Raw genomic sequence first — 21,847 nt, forward strand, 5'->3', positions numbered from 1 at the left:
ACCCTGCAATTCGTGGAGGCGCTTACGACGCAGCCACCGCCTGAAGCTTATCCTGCGTCTTGGTCTCGAAATCCGATGCGTCGTGGCGCTCGTGCAATTGGCTCGCGGGATCGCCGGAGACGCGGTTGACCATGCGGCCGCGCTTCACCGCCGGACGCTTGGCAATCTGATCGGTCCAGCGCTGCACGTTCTTGTAGTCCTGCACGGACAGGAATTCGCCCGCGCCATAGACCAGCCCCTTGGCGAGCGCGCCGTACCACGGCCACACCGCGATGTCGGCGATCGTGTACTCTCCGCCGGCAAGGTACTCGCTCTCGGCAAGCCGCCGGTCGAGCACGTCGAGCTGGCGTTTGGTTTCCATCGCGAAGCGGTCGATAGCGTATTCGATCTTGGTCGGCGCATAGGCGTAGAAATGACCGAAGCCGCCGCCGAGATAGGGCGCACTGCCCATCTGCCAGAACAGCCAGGACATCGCCTCTGTGCGTCTCTTGACATCCTTGGGCAGGAAGGCGCCGAATTTTTCGGCGAGGTAGACCAGGATCGAGCCGGACTCGAAGACGCGGATCGGCTCGGGACCGGAGCGGTCCAGCAGCGCCGGGATTTTGGAGTTCGGATTGATGGCGACGAAGCCGCTGCCGAACTGATCGCCCTTGCCGATATTGATCAGCCAGGCGTCGTATTCAGCGCCCTTGTGGCCGAGCGCCAGAAGCTCCTCCAGCATCACGGTCACCTTCACGCCATTTGGCGTGGCCAGCGAATAGAGCTGGAGCGGATGGCGGCCGACCGGCAGCTCCTTGTCGTGCGTCGGGCCTGCGATCGGCCGGTTGATGCTGGCAAACTGCCCGCCACTCGGCTTATTCCAGGTCCAGACTTTGGGCGGCTCGTAGGGGGGGGCGTCGGTCATGAAAAAGGGCTCCAGCGCGGAAGGCGCGTGGGCTGTTAGCTAGCGATAGCGGCGAGATTGGCAAGAGCGCCGGGTTGCATTGGCAGATGGGCGCCCTCCCCGTTTCGTCATGGCCGGGCTGCCCGGGCGTATGGCGCCTGCACGCAAGAAGCCCACGGCGAACCGGCTTTGCATGGCGACGAGGCTGGGCTAGCGTTTCGCCGGACCCGTCGAGCACATGAATGCCCTGGTGGCGGAGTGATCGTGACGGACCTTCATGGCGAGGAGGCGCACAGCGCCGTCTCGAACCACGAAGTGCCTAGCGGCCATCCTTCGAGACGACCGCTTCGCGGTCTCTTCATCAGGATGAGGGCTCCGAGTTGTTGAGAAAGTGAAGAAGCAAGAACAATGACTGTCCCACCAGACCGCATTCCCGTCATCGTGGGTGTCGGCGAGATCGTCGACCGGCCCAAGGAGATCACCGCGGGCCTCGAGCCGCTCGATCTTCTCGAACAGGCGCTGCGGCGCGCCGAAGGAGATGCCGGCGCAAAGCTGCTCTGCGAGGTGCAGTCGCTCGACGTCGTCAACTTCCTGAGCTGGCGCTATCGCGATCCGGAAGAACTGCTGGCGCAGCGGCTCAGCATCCAGCCTTCGCATTGCTACTACGGCCCGGTCGGCGGCGAGAGCCCGATCCGCTATCTGCACGAAGCCGCCCAGCGCATCGCGCGCGGCGAATGCAGCGTTGCCGCCGTCTGTGGCGCGGAGGCGCAATCGACCGCGACCAAGGCGGAGCGTGCCCGAGCCAAGCTGCCGTGGACGCCGTTTGCGCATGACGTCGAGGAGCCGAAGCGCGGTGCGGCGTTCCAGAAGCCGCTGGCGGTGAAGCTGGGCGTGTTCCGCCCCGTCACGGTCTATCCCTTCTACGAGGCCGCATCCTCGGCGCATTGGGGTCAGGCACCAGGCGAGGCGATGGCGGAGTCAGGCACGCTGTGGTCGCGCTATTCGGAGGCCGCCGCACAAAACCCCAATGCCTGGCTGAAGCGGCGCTTTGCGCCGGACGAGATCACGACACCGACGGCGGACAACCGCCTGATCGCCTGGCCCTACACGAAACTGATGGTCGCCAACCCGATGGTCAATATGGGCGGCGCGCTGCTGCTCACCAGCCTTGCGAAGGCGCGCGCGGCCGGCATTGCCGAGGATCGGCTGGTCTATCCGCTCGGCGGCGCCTCGGCCGAGGAGCCGCGCGACTATCTCCTGCGCGACCAGTTTTATGAGAGCCATCCGCAGAATGCGGTACTGAAGGCGGTGACGGACCTTGCCGGCGGCGACGGCAAGCAGTTCGACGCCATCGAGCTCTATAGCTGCTTTCCTTGCGTGCCGAAGATGGCTCGGCGGACGCTGGGCCTCGGAGCCGACGTGCAGCCGACCGTGACCGGCGGCCTCACCTTCTTCGGCGCGCCGCTCAACACCTACATGACACATGCGGCCTGCGCGATGGTGCGCAAGTTGCGCGGTGGCGCGAAGCTCGGCCTGCTCTACGGCCAGGGCGGCTTCGTTACTAAGCACCACGGGCTCGTGCTCTCGAAGACGCCGCCGCGCGAAGCGCTGGCGCAGGAGACGAGCGTGCAGGCGGAGGCCGATCGCCACAAGCGCGTTGTGCCTGAGTTCGTGGCCGAGGCCTCAGGCCAGGGCGAGGTCGAGAGCTTCACGGTGATCTACGGCCGCAACGGCGACGTCGAGCACGGCGTGGCGATGCTGCGCACGGAGGACGATCGGCGGACGCTGGCGCGCATTCCGGCGAGCGACAACACGACGCTGGCGCATCTGCTCGATATGGCGCGCACGCCTGTCGGCTCGCTCGGCGCCATCACGATGGCCGCCGATGGCGTGCCGGAGTGGCGGGTCGGCAAGATCTCGTAGGGTGGGCAAAGGCGCGTTAGCGCCGTGCCCACCATTGGTTCCGCGATTGTCGTGACGTAGTGGGCACGCTTCGCTTTGCCCACCCTACAATCTGTTGAGTCAGTCTTCGTCGAACAGCGTTCGGAAGGCAGGTGTTTCCTTGTCTTGTGCTTCACGATGCACCGATCATCTCTCGTCCGCTCGCAGATGCCAAACCTCAGACCGAAGCCCACCACAATGCTCGTCACCAAGAGGCAATGCTGATAGGTCACCTCGTGGTGTCGACGGACGATCGTCCGCTAATTCTCCAAACCATCCTCGACGATATTGTCGGCGATCTTGTCGCCAACACGATTGATGTGTGCGACGTCGACCGTGCTGCCACTTCTCACCGCACGGAACATCGACGCAAAACACGCAGCCCCTTCTTCTCTGCCCGAAAGGCCTTCGGTTTAACCGATACCCCCGGCGAGCTTGGCGAGCAATTGAACAGGTTTGACCGGATTGATCAGAACATCCGTAGCGCCCAAAGCACAAGCCTGCACGATCGCAAGGCGTCTACGTTCGTCAATGACGAATATCCGCTTTGGGGACCGCCATAATTGGCGGCTCAGAATCTTTAACGCCACAATGTTTTCAGCTATCCGCAGGTCGATGTTGACTACAATCGCATCCGCGACCAGCGCACCAAGGTACGGTTTGCCAGCGCCCAGCAACTCGGCTGTTGTATCATATTTTTGTGCGAGGATGCTCAAGATGGCACAGAGCTTCGCGCGGCTTTCTGCGACAATATGAACCGACATGAGATATTACTCCCGTCCCTTTTACCGAAGCTCTGCTACGCGACCTTTTCGCATCGTCGCTTGGCCGTGCTTGATGCATCCGCACTCGGCTCGCCAGCGACACGATATTCGTCAGGTTTGTCCTCGCTGGTGTTCAGCGAGAACGATGGCGATGCGTTCCGCGATCACCGATGACCGGTATCACTCCAACAAGGAGAGCGCCCAGCGCAGATGCAATTCCCCAATTCGGCGCTGATACGCAGCTTCAGAATGAACTCCGTGATGACAACCATGTCCCCAAACAGCGGAATTGCTCCGAACAACGACCGTCGCCTCGCCGACTCGCGCTCCGATCGAATTTCATTTTCTTGAAACGGCCTTAAGTTTCGAAAAATTCCGTAACTGCCAAGACATTCGTTGCCTGCCAGCCCAGCGTTTGCAGTCTGGATGCAGACTGTAGCGTGACCGCGCCATCCCTGAGATCGTGGCGCGCGCCTCGGTCCTGCGCAATCCGGTGCGCCAAACCCGCGATCATTCAATGCAGGGATCTATCCCCATACCCGCTGATGAAAGGAGCCTTTAATCCGCCACTGCCAATCTCGCCAAATATCATCAACCATCATGGCTGCGCCGAGGCTATTCCGATGATAGTTTGCTCAGGCACCAGAACATTCCACGGAAGGTAAATGCTGAAGAACTACCCTGAATTCCAGTCCGACAAGCTTGACGAGGTAGAGACGTTGATCCGGGTAAGGGGACAGGCAAATCGAGTTGATCTGCCCCACAAACAGACCAAAGCCCCGTTTGTCACAAATGCCGTGTATTTCGACCAAGGTGCGCTAGCGTTCATTCGTTTTGATCGCCCAATTGGGTGCAGATTTGATCCTGCAAGTCATTTCCACCTATCGTTTCAGACGGCCCCGGAAGTGAGTGAAATCGTTCTCGACGGCAAAGTCGTCGAAAATGCAACGTCGTCGGCAGCATATATCATTCAGAGCGACCAGCCTTGGTCTGCGCGATATCCCGCCGGATTGCACAAACTGTGCCTGCGCGTGGACGGCGGCATGCTGCGACGCAAATGGTCGGCGTTGCTTGACTCCGACAGTATCCGCATGGATCTGAGGCAGCCTTCGCTGTGCGACTTTCGCCACACTCGGTTCCTGCGTCAATCGACGTTTCGCTTCGCAAGGGAGCTCGAGATAGCAGATCAACGGTTCGTGCCGGCCCTCGTCGCGACCGCAGTCGAGGACATTTCAGTGAGGATGCTGGTGTACCTTGGCAACTGGGACGCAGTGGCAAGTCGTCCGCCCGCTGCCCCGGCCCTGGCCCAGTTGAAGCGGATCGAGGACTACATTGTCGCAAACTTGGCCGAACCGCTGCAGGTGGAGACCCTCGCGCAAATATCGAGCGTCAGCGCCCGCAGCATCTTTCGGTATTTCCATTCGCGGCACAATTGCACGCCGCAAGAATATCTCAGGCGCGCGAGACTTGAGCAGGCAAACCTGCTTCTGCAAAACGCAGACGACACGACTTCGGTGATTTCGGTTGCGCTCCGATGCGGCTTTCACAGCCTTGGTCATTTTGCGCGATCATATCGCGAAATGTTCGGCGAACTCCCGTCAAACACTCTTGGTAGACGGCGCAGAGGCTTGAATCATCGGGGATGATCGAGCGCTGAGTCAAGTCGATCTGTCTTCCTCCACTGTCACCCGTAATTCGTCAGAGCATGCCCAGAAAAGGTAGGCGTGGGACCGAATAGAAATACACGGTATCACGCGCCGCATCATCGCGCCACGGCGAGGCAATCGTGCCCATCTTCATCGTCCGTGGCGCGCCATTTCGGCAATGCACCGTTGAAGCCGAAAACTCTGTTCTCCCGATGCAAGCCGTCGCGTTGGCCCGGAGCGGCATCGTCGCTTTTATCCCGCGGTCTGGCGAAGCCCGGCTAGATGTCGAGCCGGGCTTCGGTATTACGCGGCGCGGACCGTGTTGAGGAACTTACCGACCTCGAGCTTAAGGCGGTTGCTGTCGCTCGACAGCGATTGCGCCGCAGAGAGCACCTGAGAGGAGGCCGATCCGGTCTCGCCGGCGCCGCGCTGAACGTCAACGATATTGTACGACACCTGTTGGGTGCCTGCGGCCGCTTGTTGCACGTTGCGGGAAATCTCCTGTGTCGCTGCGCCCTGCTCTTCGACGGCGGATGCGATGGTAGTCGATATCTCTGACAGCTTTTCGATCGTTCCGCTGATCTCCATGATCGCGCCGACCGACTCTTGTGTCGCAGCCTGGATACTGTCGATCTGCTGACCGATCTCGCCGGTGGCCTTTGCGGTCTGCTCGGCTAGGGCCTTCACCTCGGAAGCCACGACTGCGAAGCCACGACCGGCCTCACCGGCGCGCGCTGCCTCGATGGTGGCGTTGAGCGCCAAGAGGTTTGTCTGGCCGGCGATGGTGTTGATGAGCTCGACCACGGCGCCGATGCGGGCCGCCGCCTTCGATAGTTCCCCGACGCGGTCGTTAGTCTTGCGAGCCTGGTCAACGGCTTCGCGGGCCATGCGCGCCGATGCCTGGACCTGCCGGCTGATCTCGTTGACCGATGACGACAGCTCTTCCGTTGCTGACGCCACGGACTGCACGTTGGTGGAGGCTTCTTCCGACGCCGCCGCGACCGTGGTGGTCACTTCCTGCGCACGCTCCGCGTTCGCGGTCAGCGTCGAAGCAGAGGCTTCAAGCTCGGTCGATGCCGACGACACGGTTTCGACGATTTCGCCAACCGCCGCTTCGAATTGATCGGCAAGCTTCATCATGTCTGCCTTGCAGCGCTGCGCCGCGATTCGATCCTGCTCGACCTTGGCTTCCGCCTCGTCGCTCGCCTTCTGCGCCAGCATGACCTTGATCCCGTTAACTGCCTGGGCGGTCTCGCCGATCTCGTCCTTGCGCTCGGTGCCTGTGATCTCGATATCCTCGCCCTTTGCCAGGCGTTGCAGTAGGCCAACGAGGCCGCGCATCGGCTTGGCGATTCCGAACTGGCCGATCAGGAAACCGATCGAAAGACCGAGTACGATGCCGACCCCGGCCACCGTCTCCATCAGGCGCGACGTGGTTTCGTATTCCCCGGCAGCCGCCTTGGCGAAAGCTTCCACGCGCTCGCTCAACCGATCTGCAATGGCCCGCACGGTGGCCTGCAATCTCTCCGCATCGGCCTCGCCATGCGTGACCGCACGGCGCAACTGTTCGCCTTGTTCGCTCAACTGGACGTCCTTCAGGCCATCGACAAGGCGGAGAGTCGTCTCCATGCTCTTCTGATAGGCGGCCCAGGTCTCCTTGACGGCCGGTATCATGGCCCTGGCCTTTTCGTCCCGGGTTTGGCCGACTTCGTCGATTCTCTCCAGGAAGCTCTTCATCTGTTCGGCGACAATCTTGTGCACTTGCTCGCGGTTCTCCTGACGCGGGTCCAGGGCCGCTCGGAACTCGGAACGGCTGAGCGCGAGCACGTTCTGATTGGCGCGGGCAGCCAAAAGCGCGCGTGTCGCGGCTTTTCTCATGTTTTCGGCCCCTTCGTTCAGCGTGCTCAACGCGCCAATGCCAAGCCAGGTGATGGAGCAGGCGACGATGGCCATCAACGCGATGACGGCGAGAATTTTGGTCAGGATACGGAAGCGACCGAGGAAGGACATGGCAACCTTTCGAAGCAATCACGGAAATGAAGGAAGCAGAAATCGCCGTCGCGGCGGCCGGAGGCGCCCGGGCGCGAAACGCAAGAGCCCGACCGGCATTTCAGTTTGTCGGCGACGTGCGCGAGTACCGCCCCCACAAAAAGAGAGAACGCCCAGCACAGATGTAATCCTCCCATTTGGTGCTGATGCGCAGTTTCAGGACGAATCGGTGATGATAAACATTTGCCCCTCGAGAGAGCAGAATTGCTCAATGACCGTCGCCTCGTCCGATTTGCATTCCGATCGAACTGATCTTCTCGAAGCGGCCTTAAGTTTCGAAAAATTCCGCAACTGCCAAGACATTCGCTGCCTGCCAGCCAAGGCTGCGGCCTCGATATACAGACTGCAGCGTGAACTATTTCAGAATCACGTTCTTAGGACGATGCAATGGCGAAGCCAAGCCATCCTACGCCGCACCGGCGTCCCCGCGTCTCGCAGCTACCCGGCGCGCGGCACTCAGTCGTCGCAGAGATCTGCAAGCAACGTAGTATACTCTGGGAAGGATCGGCCCCGGCTCAGCAGCGCATCACTTCGTGCTGTGCTGCGTCCGGGGCACGAGACCATCTTACCCCTTCGGCGCCTGCTTTTCCGACGCCGTTGCCGGCTTGCCGTTGGCGCCGGCGCCCACCACGCGCACCTGGTCGCCGTCGGCGAGGCCGTCGGGTGGCGCGGTGATGACGCGGTCGTCGGGAGCGATGCCGGAAGCAAGCTCGATTTCGCGGCCGAGATCGCGCGCGATGGTCACGGTTTTGAACGCCACCTTGTCGTCGGGCGTGACGGTCGCAACGCGCAGGCCGCTGCCGTTGAAGATCAGGGCGCTTGCGGGAATGCTGAGCGGCGCGGAGTCGCGCTGCAAGTTCAGCTTCACGCTGGCATAGCCGCCGGGCATCAGCTCGCCAGTGGAATTGTCGAGCCCGAGTTGCATGCGCGTGGTGCCCGAGGAGACATCGACGGCCTGCGAGGAGGCTTCGACCGTCGCCGGGAAGGTTCGGTTCGGATACTCCGGCAGAGTGATGGTGGCCTTGGCGCCGATCTTGATCGCCGGCACGTAGTTCTGCGGCACGTTGACGTAGACGCGCAGCTTGCTGATATCTGATATCACGAACATCGCAGGGCCCGAGCCGCCGCCGGCATTGATCAGCGCGCCGACGTCGGTATCGCGCGCCGTGACGACACCATCGAACGGCGCGGTGATCTTCTTGTAGCCGGCGAGCGCTTCCAGCCGCTCCACATTGGCCTGGCCTGAATTGACGGCGGCCTTCTTGTTGGAGAGATCGGCGGTGCGCTCGTCGATCTCTTGCGCGGAGACGAAGTTGGAGGCGACCAGCGTCTTGCGCCGGTTCAAGGTCGCTTCGGAGAGCCTTGCACTCGCCTGCTGGCTGGCAAGATCGGCGCGGGCCTGCAGGAGTTGCTGGTCGAGGTCCGGCGCTTCGATCTCGGCGATCACCTGGCCGGCCTTGACGCGGGCACCCATGTCGGCGCTCCAGCTCTTCAAATAGCCCGATACGCGAGCGAAGATCGGCGCGCGGTAGTAAGCCTCCAGCCGGCCCGGCAGGTCGATGGCGGCGCTGAGGGCTTTGGCATTGGGCAGGGTCACCGCGACGCTGGGAACAGCCTGATCTTCGGTCCACTGCTTGAGCTTGGAGCCCTGCTCCTCACGCGCGCGGATGCCGGTGCCGACGACGAGACCCGCCCCGATCAGCGCCACCACGCCAAATATGCCCAATTTCCGGCGCGACACCGGCGAGCGCGGTTCAGTGGACGGCATGCGGCATCTCCGGTGAGGCAGCGGCGGCGGCTTTGGCGCCTTGCTTCTTGTGTACCATACTAAAGACCACGGGAACAAACATCAGCGTGGCGAAGGTCGCAAAGATCAGGCCGCCTATCACGGCGCGCCCGAGCGGTGCGTTCTGCTCGCCGCCCTCCCCCAGCCCCAACGCCATCGGCGCCATGCCGATGATCATGGCAAGCGCCGTCATCAGCACAGGGCGGAACCGCACGAAGCCTGCCTCGAGCGCAGCAGCGACGGGATCGCCGAGCTCCTCATAGCGCTCCCGGGCGAAGGAGATGACGAGCACGCTGTTCGCGGTCGCAACGCCCATGCACATGATGGCGCCGGTGAGCGCCGGCACTGAGAGCGTGGTCTCGGTCGTGAACAGCATCCAGACGATGCCGGCCAGCGCGGCCGGCAGCGCCGTGATGATCACGAAGGGATCGGACCAGGACTGGAAGTTCACCACGATCAGGAAATAGATCAGCACGACCGCCCCTAACAGGCCGAACAGCAGGCCGGTGAAGGCGCTGTTCATGGTCTGCACCTGGCCGAGCAGCACAACTGAGGAGCCTTTCGGCACTTCCTTAGCGGTGTCGGCGATCACCCGGCGAATGTCGGCGGCGACAGCGCCGAGATCGCGCCCCTGCGTGGTCGCAAAGATCTGCACCAGCGACTGGATGTCGTATTGCGACACCACCGCGCTCGACGTCGATCGCTTGATGTCGGCGATGCCACCGAGGATCGGCGATTGCGAATTTCCGGCGGCCGTGATCGGCAGTGTCTGGAGCGCACTGAGCGAATCGATCTGATACTGCGGCGTCTGCATCACGATGGAATAGGACACGCCGTTATCCGGGTTGAGATAGTAGGTCGGCGCGACCTGCGAGGAGCCGGCGAGATTGACCACGAGGCTGTTGGTGACGTCGCGCTCGGTCAGGCCGACATATTGCGCGCGGGTGCGGTCGACATCGATGTTGAAGGTTGGGTTGTTCGGCGACTGCTGGATACGCGCATCCGCGACGCCGGGAATGCGCCGGACCTTTGCGAGCAGCTTGTTGGCATAGGCGAAATTTGCGTCGAGATTGGCGCCGCGAATCTGGAGGTCGATCGGTGCCGGCGCGCCGAAATTCAGGATCTGGCTGACGATGTCGGCCGGCAGGAAGGCGAAGCTGACGCCGGGGAACAGCCGCGGCAACTGCTCACGCAAGACGCGCACGTGCTCCTCGGTAGGCTTATGCCCCTCCTTCAGCTTGATCTGGATGTCGCCGTCCTGCGGACCGATCACGCCGGTGTTGTTGTAAGTCATGTTGATGCCGGAGATCGGCATGCCGATGTTGTCGGTCAGCGTCTCGATCTCGCCCGGGACCAGCTTGCGGATCGCCTTCTGCACGTCGGCGAGCTGGTTGGCGGTCTCCTCGACGCGGGTGCCGACCTGGGTGCGGACATGCATCAGGATATTGCCGGCATCGACCGCGGGGAAGAAGTTGCGTCCCAGGAATGGTACCAGCGCGAACGACGCGCCGATCACGCAGAGGAAGCTGATCACGAACACCGCGCGATGCGCCAATGCCATGCCCAAAAGGCCGCGATAGCCACCGCGGATGCGCTCGAACCTCGCCTCGAAGCCGCGCTGGAACCAGACCAGAGGATTGCGCGACTTCGGCGGCGCGCCGTCATGATGGACATGCGCCTGCAACAGATAGTTCGCCATGGTCGGCACCAGCGTGCGCGACAGGATGAACGACCAGATCATGGCGAACATCACGGCTTCGGCCATCGGCACGAACAGGAAGCGCGCGACACCGGTGAGGAAGAACATCGGCACGAACACGATGCAGATGCAGAGCAGCGAGACGAAAGCCGGCGTCACGATCTGGTTGGCGCCGTCGAGGATCGACTGCTCGACCGGCTTGCCCTGCTCCAGATGGTAATTGATGTTCTCGATGGTCACGGTGGCGTCGTCGACCAAAATGCCGACCGCGAGCGCCAGGCCGCCGAGCGTCATGATGTTGAGCGTCTCGCCGATCGCCGACAGCATGATAATGGCGCCCAGCACCGACAGCGGAATCGAGACCGCGATGATGACGGTCGAGCGCCAGCTCCCGAGGAACAAGAGGATCATGACGCTGGTGAGCAGCGCCGCGATCACGCCTTCGAAGGCGACGCCCTCGATCGCGCCGCGCACGAACACCGATTGGTCGCCGATGAAGCCGATCTTCAGCGCATCCGGCAACTGGTCCTTGACCTCGATCACCTTCTGCTTGATGCCGGCGATGATATCGAGCGTCGACGTCGCACCCGCCTTCAGCACCATCATCAGCACCGAGCGGTTACCGTCGACGTGGACGATGTTGGTCTGCGGCGGGTTGCCGTCTCTGACGGTCGCCACATCGCGCACATAAACCATCGCGCCGTTGACGGTCTTGATCGGCAGATTGCCGAGCTCCTCCATCTTCAGTGGCGAGTTGTTGAGCTGGATGTTGTACTCGAAGGTGCCAATCTTCTGGGTGCCGACCGGCGTAATCAGGTTTTGGGCTGCGAGGGCGTTGGCCACGTCCTGCCCCGACAGCCCACGCGCCTGGAGCGCGGTCGGGTCGAGGTCGATCTGCACCTGACGCTGCTTGCCGCCAAAGGGATAGGGGATCGCCGCGCCCGGCACGGTCACGAGCGGCGTGCGGAGCTGGTTGATGCCGATATCGGCGAGGTTTTGCTCGGTGAGCCCCTCGCCCGACAGCGCCACCTGGATGATCGGCACGGTGGAGGCCGAATAATTCAGGATCAGCGGCGGCGTCGCGCCCGGCGGCATTTGCTTCAGCAGCGTCTGCGAGATCGCGGTGACCTGCGCATTGGCGGTTCGGATGTCGACGTTCGGCTGAAAGAAGATCTTGATGATGCCGAAGCCGTTGTAGGAGTTTGCGACGATGTGCTCAATGTCGTTGACCGTCGTCGTCAGTGCGCGCTGGAAGGGCGTGGTGATGCGGCCAGCCATCTGGTCCGGCGGCAAGCCGGTGTACTGCCAGACGACGCCAATCACGGGGATGCGAATGTCCGGGAAGATGTCGGTCGGCGTGCGTAGCGCCGCGAGCGGTCCGACGATCAGGAGCAGGAGCGCGAGCACGACAAAGGTGTACGGCCGGCTCAGGGCGATGCGGACCAGAGCTATCATTCGCCAGTCAGTTCCAGGTCAAGCGAGAGGTGGAATCCGCCCCCGCGGGCATTCCTCTTTCCCTTTACCCGAACCCCTCCTCGACGCCAACGCGAAGCAGCGCGGGATCATTCACTTCCCTGCTACCGCACTGCGGAATAGGCATCGCAGCTATGCCAGAGGACACGACGGATGCCGCGGCTCGATCACCGTCACCCCGAGGATGAGGGATTGAGAGCGGGGCTTTTCTCTCTCCCTTCGTCATTTCGGGGCGCGCCCTCTTGGGCGCGAGCCCGGAATCCACTGCGCGGCAGTCTGTGCGTCCCGATGGATTCCGGGCTCGCGACTTCGTCGCGCCCCGGGATGACGAGAAAACTCACAAGCTGTCAGGATGACGGAATTGGCCGGCAACTTTGAACTACGCCGCGCGCACGTTGGTCAGGAACTTGCTGACCTCGGTCTTCAGGCGGCTCGAGTCGTTCGACAGCATCTGCGCCGCCGACAGCACCTGCGAGGAGGCCGTGCCGGTCTCGGTCGCGCCGCGCTGCACGTCGGTGATGTTGGAGGAGACCTGCTGGGTGCCCTGCGCCGCCTGCTGCACGTTGCGGGCGATCTCCTGGGTCGCTGCGCCCTGCTCTTCCACGGCCGCCGCAATCGCCGAAGAGATCTCGGAGAGGCGTTCGATGGTCGAGGAGATTTCCTTGATCGCGCCGACGGAGTCGTTGGTGGCGGCCTGGATGCCGGTGATTTGCTGGCCGATCTCGCCGGTCGCCTTCGCAGTCTGCTCGGCGAGCGCCTTCACTTCGGATGCCACCACTGCGAAGCCGCGGCCGGCTTCGCCGGCACGCGCCGCCTCGATGGTCGCGTTCAGCGCCAAAAGGTTGGTCTGGCCAGCGATGGTGTTGATCAACTCGACGACGTCGCCGATGCGCGAGGCGGCCTTGGAGAGCTGGCTGACGCGTTCGCTGGTGGTGCGAGCCTGGCCGACGGCGTCGCCCGCCATCCGCGCCGATTCCTGGACCTGGCGGCTGATCTCGCCGACCGACGAAGCCATCTCCTCGGTGGCTGAAGCCACCGACTGCACGTTGGTGGAGGCTTCTTCCGAAGCGGCGGCGACCGTGGTCGCCATCTGCTGGGAGCGATCGGCGGTCGCCGTCAGAGTCGAGGCAGAGGCTTCGAGCTGGGTCGAGGCCGATGAGACGGTCTGCACGATTTCGCCGATCATGGATTCGAATTCGCGGGTAATGTTGTCGACGCGGCGGCCGCGCTCGATCTTGACCTCCGCATCACGCGCGGCGGCTTCGTCAGCCGCCTTCTTGGCGACCAACGCCTCCTTGAACACCTGAAGCGCATCGGCCATGGCGCCGATCTCGGTCTTCTCTCCCCGATGCGGCACTTCCGCGCTCAGGTCACCCTTGCCGAGCGCCTGCATCGGCTTGACGATGGAATTGATGCCGCTGGAGACATCGCGGATCATGTAGAAGCTGACGCCGATGCCGATGACGAGCGCGACGCCGAGAATGACGCAGACCAGCATGAAGGCGAAGGCATAGCTGTCGGCGGCATCCTGGGCGGCCTGGTTGCCGCCTTTGTTGTTGAGCTCGATATCCTTTCTCAGCACCTCGTCCGATTGCAGGCCGATCTTACCGACGGCTTTGGTGTTCAGCTCACGCGCTTCGTGCGAGATCTTGCCGACATCCTTGCGCGACAGCGCCATGACATCGTCCGTACCCTTCTTGTAGTCGTCCCACAGCTTGGACCATTCGGTATACAGCGCTCGCTCCTCTGGCGAGGTGATCATCGGCTCGTATTGCTTGCGGGACTTGGCCAGCGCGTCGATCACGTCCCCGGCCGTCTTTTCTGCCGCAAGCTTTTCCTCGATCGTCTCGGCCAACATGTGAGCGCGTACCACGGTGCGATAGGTGAGGACGTTGGCGCGGACCTCGCCGAGCACCCGAACGCTCGGCATCCAGCTCGTTGCGATATCGACGGTGTTGGCGTTGATCGCCCGCATCTTGATGACGGCAAGCACACCCATGCCGGCCATCGCGGCCAGAAGGAAGGCCACGACGCTGATGATCTTGGCACGAATGGAAATTTTCGCGAGCATTGCTAGGGTCTCTTGTCTTGGATCGCGGCTTTGGGCCACGACCGCGCGTCATGAAATGGCTGCAACCAAAGGGAGTGCGGCCGACATCAAACAACAAACGACCTGAGCAGATGTTAACTACGACTCCGTACGAGTACGGAACCCGAAAGAAATAAACAGAGGACTAAGACAGCCCTGCGCTCAGCGCATGAGCCCAAGCGCGTCGGAGAAAAACTCCGGCCCGCCGAAATTGCCTGATTTTAGGGCAAGCAGCATGCTGCCTTCGTTTGCGCCCACCGCGCGCAATACCGGGACTCCCGCAGCGATCTCCGCGCCAACGAGAAAGCCTGGAATTTTCAGGCGATCGACGACGGCGCCCGATGTCTCGCCGCCGGCAACGACAAGACGCCGAACACCCGACTGCACCAATCCTTCGGCGATATCCGCCATGGCCTGCTCGATCGCGTGACCGGCGGCATCTCGGCCGTAACGCGCCTGCACCGCACCGACTGCCTCGGGCGTGGCGCTCGAAGCGATCAGCACCGGACCATCAGCGAGCCGGGGCTTCGCCCAGGCGAGCGCGCGCTGCGCTTCGCTTCCACCTGCGACAATTTGCTCGGGGTTTAAATGTAACACCGGCATGACACGTTCGGCATTCGCGATCTGCTGAAGGGTCGCCTGCGAGCAGCTTCCGGCGAGACACGCCGCCGGTCCGCCGACCGGCGCGCTCGCGTCGGCGGCTGCGACAATCGGACTCACCCTCCCCGTGGAGACGAGCGCCCGCGCCAGCCCAAGGCCGATGCCGGAGGCGCCGACCAACAGCCGATGGCCAGCTGCGACGAGGCCGATGGTCTCGAGATCGCGATCGAACACGGCATCGATGATCGCCGCTCCCGTGCCCCTGGCCGACAGCTCCGCGAGCTGCGCGCGCACGGCATCGGCGCCACGCGTCACGCTTCCGAGGTTGACGAGACCGACCTTGGTCCTGCTCTGCCGCGCCAGGACCCGCACCAGGTTGGAATCGTGCATCGGGTTGAGCGGGTGGTCCTTCAGCGGGCTTTCGTTGAGCGGAACGGTGCCGACGAAGAGATTGCCCTGGTAGACGGTGCGGCCGGTCTCCGGGAAGGCCGGCGTCACCAGCACGATCGTCTCGCCGCAGTCGTCGCGCAGCGCGTCCATCACCGGGCCGATATTGCCCGCGTCGGTGGAATCGAAGGTCGAGCAGATCTTGAACAGCACGTGACTCGCGCCGCGGCCGCGCAGCCATTTCTCCGCCGCGCGCGAGCGCGTCACCGCAAGGCCTGCCTCGATCGAGCGACTCTTCAGCGATACCACGACGGCATCGACCTCGGGTAGCGCCAGGTCGTCGGACGGCACGCCGATGGTCTGCACGGTACGCAGGCCCGCGCGCGTCAGCGTGTTGGCGAGATCGGAGGCGCCGGTATAGTCGTCGGCGATACAACCCAGCGCAAGTGTCACGACTTTGCTCCGGCATAAGGCTTGAACCAGGCGAGACCATCGGCGGTCTTGCCGCGCGGATTGTATTCGCAGCCGACGAAGCCGGCATAGCCGAGCCGGTCGAGCTCGGCGAACAGGAAGGGATAGTTCAGCTCCTCGCTATCGGGCTCGTTGCGCGAGGGAATGCTGGCGATCTGGATATGGCCGATGATCGGCATCATCTCGCGCAGGCGCATGGTGACGTCGCCGTGGATGATCTGGCAGTGATAGATGTCGAATTGGAGCTTGAGGTTCGGGATCCTCAGTTCCTCGACCACGTCGCGCGCGAAGCCGAAGTCATTGAGGAAATAGCCGGGGACGTTGCGCGGGTTGATCGGCTCGATCACGATGTCGATGCCATGCGGCGCAAAGAACTCCGCGGCCCACGTCACCGACTTGTAGAAGGCCTCGATCGCGAGACGGTCGCCGCGGTTGGCCATGCCGGCCATCAGGTGCAACCGCTTGACGCCGGTCGCTTTGGCATAGGGCAGCGCCGTCTCGAGACTCTGCTTGAGATCGGCAAAGCGCGAAGGCAGCGCCGCAAAGCCCTTCTCGCCGGCGTCCCAATTGCCGGGCGGCAGGTTGAACAGCGCCTGCGTCAATTCGTTGCGCTTCAAGCGCTCGCCGACCGCTTCGGCCGGGTGCTCATATGGAAACAGGAATTCGACGGCGGTGAAACCGGCCTGTGCGGCGGCATCGAAGCGGTCGAGGAACGGTACCTCGATGAACATCATCGAGAGGTTGGCGGCAAAGCGGGGCATCGGAATCCTCTTGTTATTTATCGCCTGGCAGCTTCACGCCGGTGACCTGCGCATACATCCGCGCCACCGACGCATCGTCGTCTCGGCCCATGCCGGCCGCTGCGGTCATGAGGAACATCTGGAGAGCAGCGGCCGAGACCGGCACCGGGAATTTTGCCGACCGCGCCATGTCCTGGATGATGCCGAGGTCCTTCACGAAAATCTCGACCGCGCTGCGCGGGGTGTAGTCGCCGTCGAGCACATGCGGCATGCGGTTCTCGAACATCCAGGAATTGCCGGCCGACGCCGTGATCACCTCATACACTTTCCGGATGTCGAGACCCTGCTTGGCGGCGAAGGCGATCGCTTCGCTGGCCGCGGCGATGTGCACGCCGGCGAGGAGCTGGTTGATCATCTTGAAGGCGGCGCCCTGGCCCGCGGCATCGCCGAGCTCGTAGAGCTTGGCCGCCATGGCATCGAGCGCGGGGCGCGCCTTGGCGAACGCGGCCGGACTGCCGGAGGCGAGGATGGTCAATTCGCCTTGCGCGGCGCGCTGCGCGCCGCCGGAGATCGGCGCATCCAGGTAGTGCCGGCCGGTTTCCTCGAGCTGCTTTGCGAGGCGCCGGGCGACGTCGGGGTCCATGGTGGCGGAGGAGATGAAGACGCTGTCCCTCGGCATGGTCTCCGCGGCCCCGCTTTGGCCGAACAGGATCGCCTCAGTCTGCGCCGCGTTGACGACGACGCTGACGACGATGTCGGCGTCCCTCGCCGCCTCCGCCGGCGACTTTGCGCCGGCGCCGCCGTCCTTCACGAAGCGCGCGACCGAGTCGGCCGAGACGTCGCAGCCGGTGACGGCAAATCCCGCCCGTTTCAGCGATGTGGCCATGCCAAAGCCCATCGAGCCGAGCCCGATGACGGCGATACGCGGGTTCTGCGAGGCTGACGACATGCTATTGATCCCTTGGAACGTTCCTCAATGGCCGGTCTCGGCGGCCTCGTGAACCGCATATCACGGCTTGGCCGCGCTGCCAAAGCGTGAGACAACGAGTGCACGAGGCGTCCCTTCCATGAGCAATGAGAGCAAACTTCGCGAGGATATCTGCCGCTTCGGCCGTTCGCTGTTCGAGCGCGGTCTGACGCCGGGCTCGTCCGGCAATATCAGCGTCAAGCTTCCCGACGGCGGCTGGCTGGTGACGCCGACCAACGCCTCGCTCGGCTTCCTCGATCCAGCGCGGCTGTCACGGCTGGATCAATCCGGCCGGCTCATCTCCGGCGATGCGCCGACCAAGGAGGTTCCGCTGCACACCGCGCTCTATGAGACGCGGGGCGCGGCGCGCGCGATCGTGCATCTGCACTCGACCCATTCGGTTGCGCTCTCGATGCTGCCCGAGATCGATCCGCGCGCCGCATTGCCGCCGATGACGGCCTACTATCTGATGAAATGCGGCGCCACCGCGCTCGTGCCCTATTACCGCCCTGGCGATCCGGCGGTGGCGGATGCGATCAAGGGGCTGGCCGGGAAATATTCATCCGTGCTGCTCGCCAATCACGGCCCGGTCGTCGCCGGCGACACGCTGGAAGCCGCCGTGTTCGCGACGGAGGAGCTGGAGGAGACGGCGAAGCTCTATCTGCTGCTGCGCGGGTTGAACGCGCGGCATCTGTCGCCGGAGCAGGTGAAGGATCTCGTGAAGGTGTACGGGCTGACGCTGCCGGAGCATGAGCACTAGTGTAGCGCGGCCAAGGGCGGCATAGCGGCACCTCCGCGATCGATGTCATTCCCCGCGAAAGCGGGGAATCCAGTACGCTGCAGCTCATCCGTATCTCTCTGGCGTCTCGGAGTACTGGATCGCCCGATCAAGTCGGGCGATGACACCGGCAGCGCGGGACGCGCGTGCCCAAGACTTTGCATCTCGTAGGGTGGGCAAAGCGAAGCGTGCCCACCAACTATGCTGCCACAAAAACGGCTGGCACGGCGCTTGCGCGCCGTCGCCCAGTCTACGAAATGTTCTTCGCGGCTAGAGCCCCAGATACGCCTTGCGTACGTCCGGGTTGCCCTTGATCTCGGCGGAAGGGCCCTGCATCAGCACGCGGCCGGTTTGCAGGATGTAGGCGCGATCGGCGATCTCCAGGCACTCGGCCATGCGTTGCTCGACGATCAGCACGGTCATGCCGGCGTCGCGGATGCGCTTGACGGCCTGAAAAATCTCGTCGACGAGCTTTGGCATGATGCCCTGCGAGGGCTCGTCGAGCATCAACAGCCGTGGGCGCGTCATCAACGCGCGGCCGATCGCGAGCATCTGCTGCTCACCGCCGGAGAGCGTTTCGGCGCGCTGCTCGAGCCGTTCGGACAGACGCGGGAACAGATTGAACACGAGGTCGAGCGGCCCTTCGCGATCCGCCTCGCCGCGGTAGAGATAGCTGCCAAGGCGAAGATTGTCGCGCACCGACAGGCGCGGGAACAGGCGGCGGTTCTCCGGCACATAGGCGATGCCAGTGGCCGTGATGCGATGCTGCGCCATGCCGTCGAGCCGCTTGCCGTCGAACGTCACGGTGCCAGAGCGCGGGCGCTCGGCGCCAGCGATGGATTTCAGCAGCGTCGACTTGCCCGCACCGTTGGCGCCGGCGACGCAGACGATCTCGCCCTTCTCGACGTCGATCGACACGGAGGAGATCGCAACCAGCCCCTGATAGGCGGTCGTGATTTCATGCACTTTGAGCATGACGATCTCCCAGATATGCGCTGATCACCTTGGGATCGCGGACCACGTCGGCCGGCTTGCCCTCGACCAGCACCTTGCCGAGGTCGAGCACGATGGCGCGGTCGACCAGCGGCATCACGATCTCCATGACATGCTCGACCATGAGCACGGTGATGCCGGCATCGCGCACCTTGCGCACCAGCGCGACGCCGGTCTGCGCTTCCGTCGGCGTGAGGCCGGTGAGGACTTCATCGAGCAGCAGGAGCTTCGGTTCGGTCGCAAGCGCGCGCGCCACTTCGAGGCGCCGCTTCTCGGCCGGCACGAGGTCGCTTGCGAGCACGCCGGCGCGCGCTGCAAGGCCGGTGAACTCCAGCACCTCATGCGCCTTGCGACGGGCCTCGCGCATCACGGTGTTGCGCACCAGCGCGCCGACGATGACGTTGTCGATGACGGTCATGGTCTCAAAGCTCTTGACGACCTGGAAGGTGCGCCCGACGCCGCGCTGGCAGCGCTCGGCTGCCGGCATGCGCGTGACGTCCTCGCCGTCGAACCAGATCGAGCCTTGCGTCGGCGGCAGGACGCCGGCGATGAGATTGAACAGCGTCGACTTGCCGGCGCCGTTGGGGCCGATCAGCCCGACGATCTCGCCGCGGCCGACCGAGATCGAGACGTCGGAGTTGGCGACGAGGCCGCCAAAGCGCTGCCAGACGCCGCGCGTTTCGAGGAGCGCGGTCATCGTGCGGCTCCCTTGCGCGAGGAGAACAGGCTCACCAGTCCCCGCGGCAGCGCCAGCGAGATCAGGATGATCAGTGAGCCATAGACGATGAGATCGACGCCGCGCCCCGAACCGCCGATATAGGAGCGCGTCAATTCCGTCAGCGGGATCAGGATGATCGCGCCGAGCGCGGGCCCCCAGAGGGTGCCGATCCCGCCCAGCACCGCCGGCAGCGCCATCAGCAGCGAGAACTGGAAACCCATCACGCTTTCGGGATCTATATAGGAGACGAACTGCGCGTAGAAGCTGCCGCCGACCGCGACGAGAAAGGCCGAGACGGCTGCGGCGCCCATCTTGGAATCGAACACGTCGACGCCCAGACTCTCGGCCGCCTGCGGATTATCCTTCACTGCGCGCCACCAGAAGCCCCATTTGGAATCTTCCAGCCACCAGGTGACGAACCAGGCGACGCAGGCGAGCGCGAGGGCAAAGTAGAAGTAGGGCAGCTTGCTTCGCGTGAACTGGAACTTCAACCAACTGTCGCCGCGCACGGGAATGTCGATGCCGAGCGCCGCGCCCGCCCAATCCCAGTTCTGGATCAACAGCAGCGCAATCTCGGCGATCACGATGGTAGCAATCGCGAAATAGTGGCCGCCGAGGCGGAAACAGGGATAGCCGAGCGCCATCGCGATCGCTGCGGAGATCAATCCGCCGGCGATCATCCCGAACCACGGCAGCACCCCGAACTTCATGAAGAGAAGCGCGGTGGTATAGGCACCCAACCCGAAATAAAGGGCGTGGCCGAGCGAAATCTGTCCGCAATAACCGGAGAGGATATTCCAGCTCTGCGATAACGCTGCGTACATCAGCGTCAGGATCATGATGTTCTGGACGTAGACGTCCTTCACGAACAGCGGCACCAGTGCCGCGATCACCGCCAACACGGCGGCAATGATCAGGTCGCGGCGGCGCCGCGCAGAAAAATTCTTGTCCATCACATCGACCCGAACAGGCCGCGCGGCCGGATGAAGACAACGAGGAGATAGACGGCGTAGATGCCGACTGATTTCAGCGATGGCGGCAGCACCAGCGCCGTCGTCGCCTCGACGAGGCCGACAATGATGCCGCCGGCAAAGGCGCCGAACACGCTGCCGAAGCCGCCGAGCGCCACCGTGACATAGGCGATCAGCGCAAAGGATGCCCCGACATCGGGATAGATGTAGAAGAAGACCGCCATGATGGCACCGGACAAACCGACCAGGGCGGCGCCAAGGCCCCATCCGAGCGCGAACACGCGGTTCTTGTCGATGCCGACCAGCGCGACCGCGCCGGGGTCTTCACGAGTTGCCTCCAGCGCGCGGCCGAAATCGGTGCGGTTGATGAAGAAATAGAGCCCGGCAAACGCCGCGATCGACACCAGAGCGCCAACCAGCTGCGGCGCCGGCAGGAAGATGCCGGCGACCGAGATGGTCTTGCCGCCGAGCCAGGAGTGGGTGACGCTGCGATAGTCCGGCGTGAAGAAGAGCTGGGCCAATCCCCGCATCACGATCGCCAGGCCAAAGGTCGCGAAGATCTGCACCATGCCGGCATTGGCCTTGGCACGCATCGCAAAGCGAACGACCAGGAGATAGATCACGGCCCCGAACACGAACAAGGCCGCAGCAACCAGCGGCGCCGACAGCAAGGGATCGATCGCAAAGAACGTGAACAGGAAGAAGGTCGCATACATCGCGATCATCAGGAACTCGCCATGAGCGAAGTTCACGACGTCCATCAGGCCGAAGATCAAAGCGAGCCCGACGGCGATCAGCCCGTAGAGCAGCCCCATGAGAAGGCCGCTCGCAAGACTTTGGATAATGGTCTCGGCTGTCACAGTGCTTGGTCCCCCACCCTGCCCTGCGGCCT

The 21,847-nt window shown here is 63.4% G+C and carries 16 protein-coding genes; 3 read left to right on the plus strand and 13 right to left on the minus strand.

What is annotated here, in order from left to right; all coding sequences use genetic code 11:
- Positions 1–22: 22 nt before the first annotated feature.
- Positions 23–904 (minus strand): glutathione-dependent disulfide-bond oxidoreductase, encoded by an 882-nt coding sequence (gene yghU / locus SO156_RS19470; RefSeq protein WP_498535924.1) that lies wholly within the window; start codon positions 902–904, stop codon positions 23–25.
- A gap of 387 nt (positions 905–1,291) precedes the next feature.
- On the opposite strand from yghU, the gene SO156_RS19475 reads away from it, so the two are divergent.
- A complete protein-coding gene (locus tag SO156_RS19475) occupies positions 1,292–2,806 on the plus strand; it encodes an acetyl-CoA acetyltransferase (RefSeq protein ID WP_458144314.1) in 1,515 nt (504 codons plus the stop codon).
- 431 nt (positions 2,807–3,237) lie between these two features.
- Here the strand turns inward: SO156_RS19475 and SO156_RS19480 are convergent, their stop codons facing one another.
- Positions 3,238–3,588, minus strand: coding sequence for a hypothetical protein (locus SO156_RS19480; RefSeq protein ID WP_498535925.1), 351 nt, complete (start codon positions 3,586–3,588; stop codon positions 3,238–3,240).
- 665 nt (positions 3,589–4,253) lie between these two features.
- Between SO156_RS19480 and SO156_RS19485 the strand changes: the two genes are divergently transcribed.
- Positions 4,254–5,234, plus strand: a complete 981-nt coding sequence (locus tag SO156_RS19485; protein ID WP_498535926.1) for a helix-turn-helix domain-containing protein — start codon at positions 4,254–4,256, stop codon at positions 5,232–5,234.
- Positions 5,235–5,537: 303 nt separating this feature from the next.
- On the opposite strand, the gene SO156_RS19490 is transcribed toward SO156_RS19485, so the two are convergent.
- The 7 genes from SO156_RS19490 to ltnD all read right to left on the minus strand — a co-directional run bounded on the left by SO156_RS19490 (position 5,538) and on the right by ltnD (position 17,477).
- Positions 5,538–7,244, minus strand: coding sequence for a methyl-accepting chemotaxis protein (locus SO156_RS19490; RefSeq protein ID WP_498535927.1), 1,707 nt, complete (start codon positions 7,242–7,244; stop codon positions 5,538–5,540).
- A gap of 604 nt (positions 7,245–7,848) precedes the next feature.
- Positions 7,849–9,051 (minus strand): efflux RND transporter periplasmic adaptor subunit, encoded by a 1,203-nt coding sequence (locus SO156_RS19495; RefSeq protein WP_458144319.1) that lies wholly within the window; start codon positions 9,049–9,051, stop codon positions 7,849–7,851.
- Positions 9,038–12,223: an efflux RND transporter permease subunit gene (locus SO156_RS19500; RefSeq protein WP_498535928.1), complete on the minus strand. Its 3,186-nt coding sequence runs from the start codon at positions 12,221–12,223 to the stop codon at positions 9,038–9,040. The genes SO156_RS19495 and SO156_RS19500 overlap by 14 nt, the downstream gene beginning before the upstream one ends.
- A 397-nt stretch (positions 12,224–12,620) precedes the next feature.
- Positions 12,621–14,312, minus strand: a complete 1,692-nt coding sequence (locus SO156_RS19505; RefSeq protein ID WP_498535929.1) for a methyl-accepting chemotaxis protein — start codon at positions 14,310–14,312, stop codon at positions 12,621–12,623.
- A 180-nt stretch (positions 14,313–14,492) separates the two neighbouring features.
- Positions 14,493–15,770 (minus strand): 3-oxo-tetronate kinase, encoded by a 1,278-nt coding sequence (otnK, locus tag SO156_RS19510; protein WP_498535930.1) that lies wholly within the window; start codon positions 15,768–15,770, stop codon positions 14,493–14,495.
- Positions 15,767–16,549, minus strand: coding sequence for a 2-oxo-tetronate isomerase (gene otnI, locus SO156_RS19515; protein ID WP_498535931.1), 783 nt, complete (start codon positions 16,547–16,549; stop codon positions 15,767–15,769). The genes otnK and otnI overlap by 4 nt, the downstream gene beginning before the upstream one ends.
- Positions 16,550–16,562: 13 nt before the next feature.
- Positions 16,563–17,477, minus strand: coding sequence for an L-threonate dehydrogenase (gene ltnD / locus SO156_RS19520; protein WP_458144324.1), 915 nt, complete (start codon positions 17,475–17,477; stop codon positions 16,563–16,565).
- 118 nt (positions 17,478–17,595) lie between these two features.
- Between ltnD and otnC the strand changes: the two genes are divergently transcribed.
- Positions 17,596–18,255, plus strand: coding sequence for a 3-oxo-tetronate 4-phosphate decarboxylase (otnC, locus tag SO156_RS19525; RefSeq protein WP_458144325.1), 660 nt, complete (start codon positions 17,596–17,598; stop codon positions 18,253–18,255).
- 288 nt (positions 18,256–18,543) lie between these two features.
- Here the strand turns inward: otnC and SO156_RS19530 are convergent, their stop codons facing one another.
- From SO156_RS19530 to SO156_RS19545, 4 genes are read right to left on the minus strand one after another with little or no spacing between them, the layout of a single operon-like run.
- On the minus strand, positions 18,544–19,248 hold the full coding sequence (locus tag SO156_RS19530) for an ABC transporter ATP-binding protein (protein WP_458144326.1): 705 nt from the start codon (positions 19,246–19,248) through the stop codon (positions 18,544–18,546).
- A complete protein-coding gene (locus tag SO156_RS19535) occupies positions 19,232–19,963 on the minus strand; it encodes an ABC transporter ATP-binding protein (protein ID WP_254106997.1) in 732 nt (243 codons plus the stop codon). The genes SO156_RS19530 and SO156_RS19535 overlap by 17 nt, the downstream gene beginning before the upstream one ends.
- On the minus strand, positions 19,960–20,937 hold the full coding sequence (locus tag SO156_RS19540; protein WP_458144327.1) for a branched-chain amino acid ABC transporter permease: 978 nt from the start codon (positions 20,935–20,937) through the stop codon (positions 19,960–19,962). The genes SO156_RS19535 and SO156_RS19540 overlap by 4 nt, the downstream gene beginning before the upstream one ends.
- A complete protein-coding gene (locus tag SO156_RS19545) occupies positions 20,937–21,815 on the minus strand; it encodes a branched-chain amino acid ABC transporter permease (protein ID WP_458144328.1) in 879 nt (292 codons plus the stop codon). Before SO156_RS19545 ends, SO156_RS19540 begins: the two co-directional genes overlap by 1 nt.
- Between the last annotated feature and the right edge of the window lie 32 nt (positions 21,816–21,847).

Source organism: Bradyrhizobium sp. UFLA05-125 (genome assembly GCF_059803515.1).

Excerpts from the sequence above, each read along its gene's own strand:
- SO156_RS19540 (WP_458144327.1), bottom strand. The coding sequence starts at position 20,937 with ATGGACAAGAATTTTTCTGCGCGGCGCCGCCGCGACCTGATCATTGCC.
- SO156_RS19505 (WP_498535929.1), bottom strand. The coding sequence starts at position 14,312 with ATGCTCGCGAAAATTTCCATTCGTGCCAAGATCATCAGCGTCGTGGCC.
- otnI (WP_498535931.1), bottom strand. The coding sequence starts at position 16,549 with ATGCCCCGCTTTGCCGCCAACCTCTCGATGATGTTCATCGAGGTACCG.
- yghU (WP_498535924.1), bottom strand. The coding sequence starts at position 904 with ATGACCGACGCCCCCCCCTACGAGCCGCCCAAAGTCTGGACCTGGAAT.
- SO156_RS19480 (WP_498535925.1), bottom strand. The coding sequence starts at position 3,588 with ATGTCGGTTCATATTGTCGCAGAAAGCCGCGCGAAGCTCTGTGCCATC.
- SO156_RS19535 (WP_254106997.1), bottom strand. The coding sequence starts at position 19,963 with ATGACCGCGCTCCTCGAAACGCGCGGCGTCTGGCAGCGCTTTGGCGGC.
- ltnD (WP_458144324.1), bottom strand. The coding sequence starts at position 17,477 with ATGTCGTCAGCCTCGCAGAACCCGCGTATCGCCGTCATCGGGCTCGGC.
- SO156_RS19485 (WP_498535926.1), top strand. The coding sequence starts at position 4,254 with ATGCTGAAGAACTACCCTGAATTCCAGTCCGACAAGCTTGACGAGGTA.
- SO156_RS19500 (WP_498535928.1), bottom strand. The coding sequence starts at position 12,223 with ATGATAGCTCTGGTCCGCATCGCCCTGAGCCGGCCGTACACCTTTGTC.
- SO156_RS19490 (WP_498535927.1), bottom strand. The coding sequence starts at position 7,244 with ATGTCCTTCCTCGGTCGCTTCCGTATCCTGACCAAAATTCTCGCCGTC.
- SO156_RS19495 (WP_458144319.1), bottom strand. The coding sequence starts at position 9,051 with ATGCCGTCCACTGAACCGCGCTCGCCGGTGTCGCGCCGGAAATTGGGC.
- SO156_RS19530 (WP_458144326.1), bottom strand. The coding sequence starts at position 19,248 with ATGCTCAAAGTGCATGAAATCACGACCGCCTATCAGGGGCTGGTTGCG.
- otnC (WP_458144325.1), top strand. The coding sequence starts at position 17,596 with ATGAGCAATGAGAGCAAACTTCGCGAGGATATCTGCCGCTTCGGCCGT.
- SO156_RS19475 (WP_458144314.1), top strand. The coding sequence starts at position 1,292 with ATGACTGTCCCACCAGACCGCATTCCCGTCATCGTGGGTGTCGGCGAG.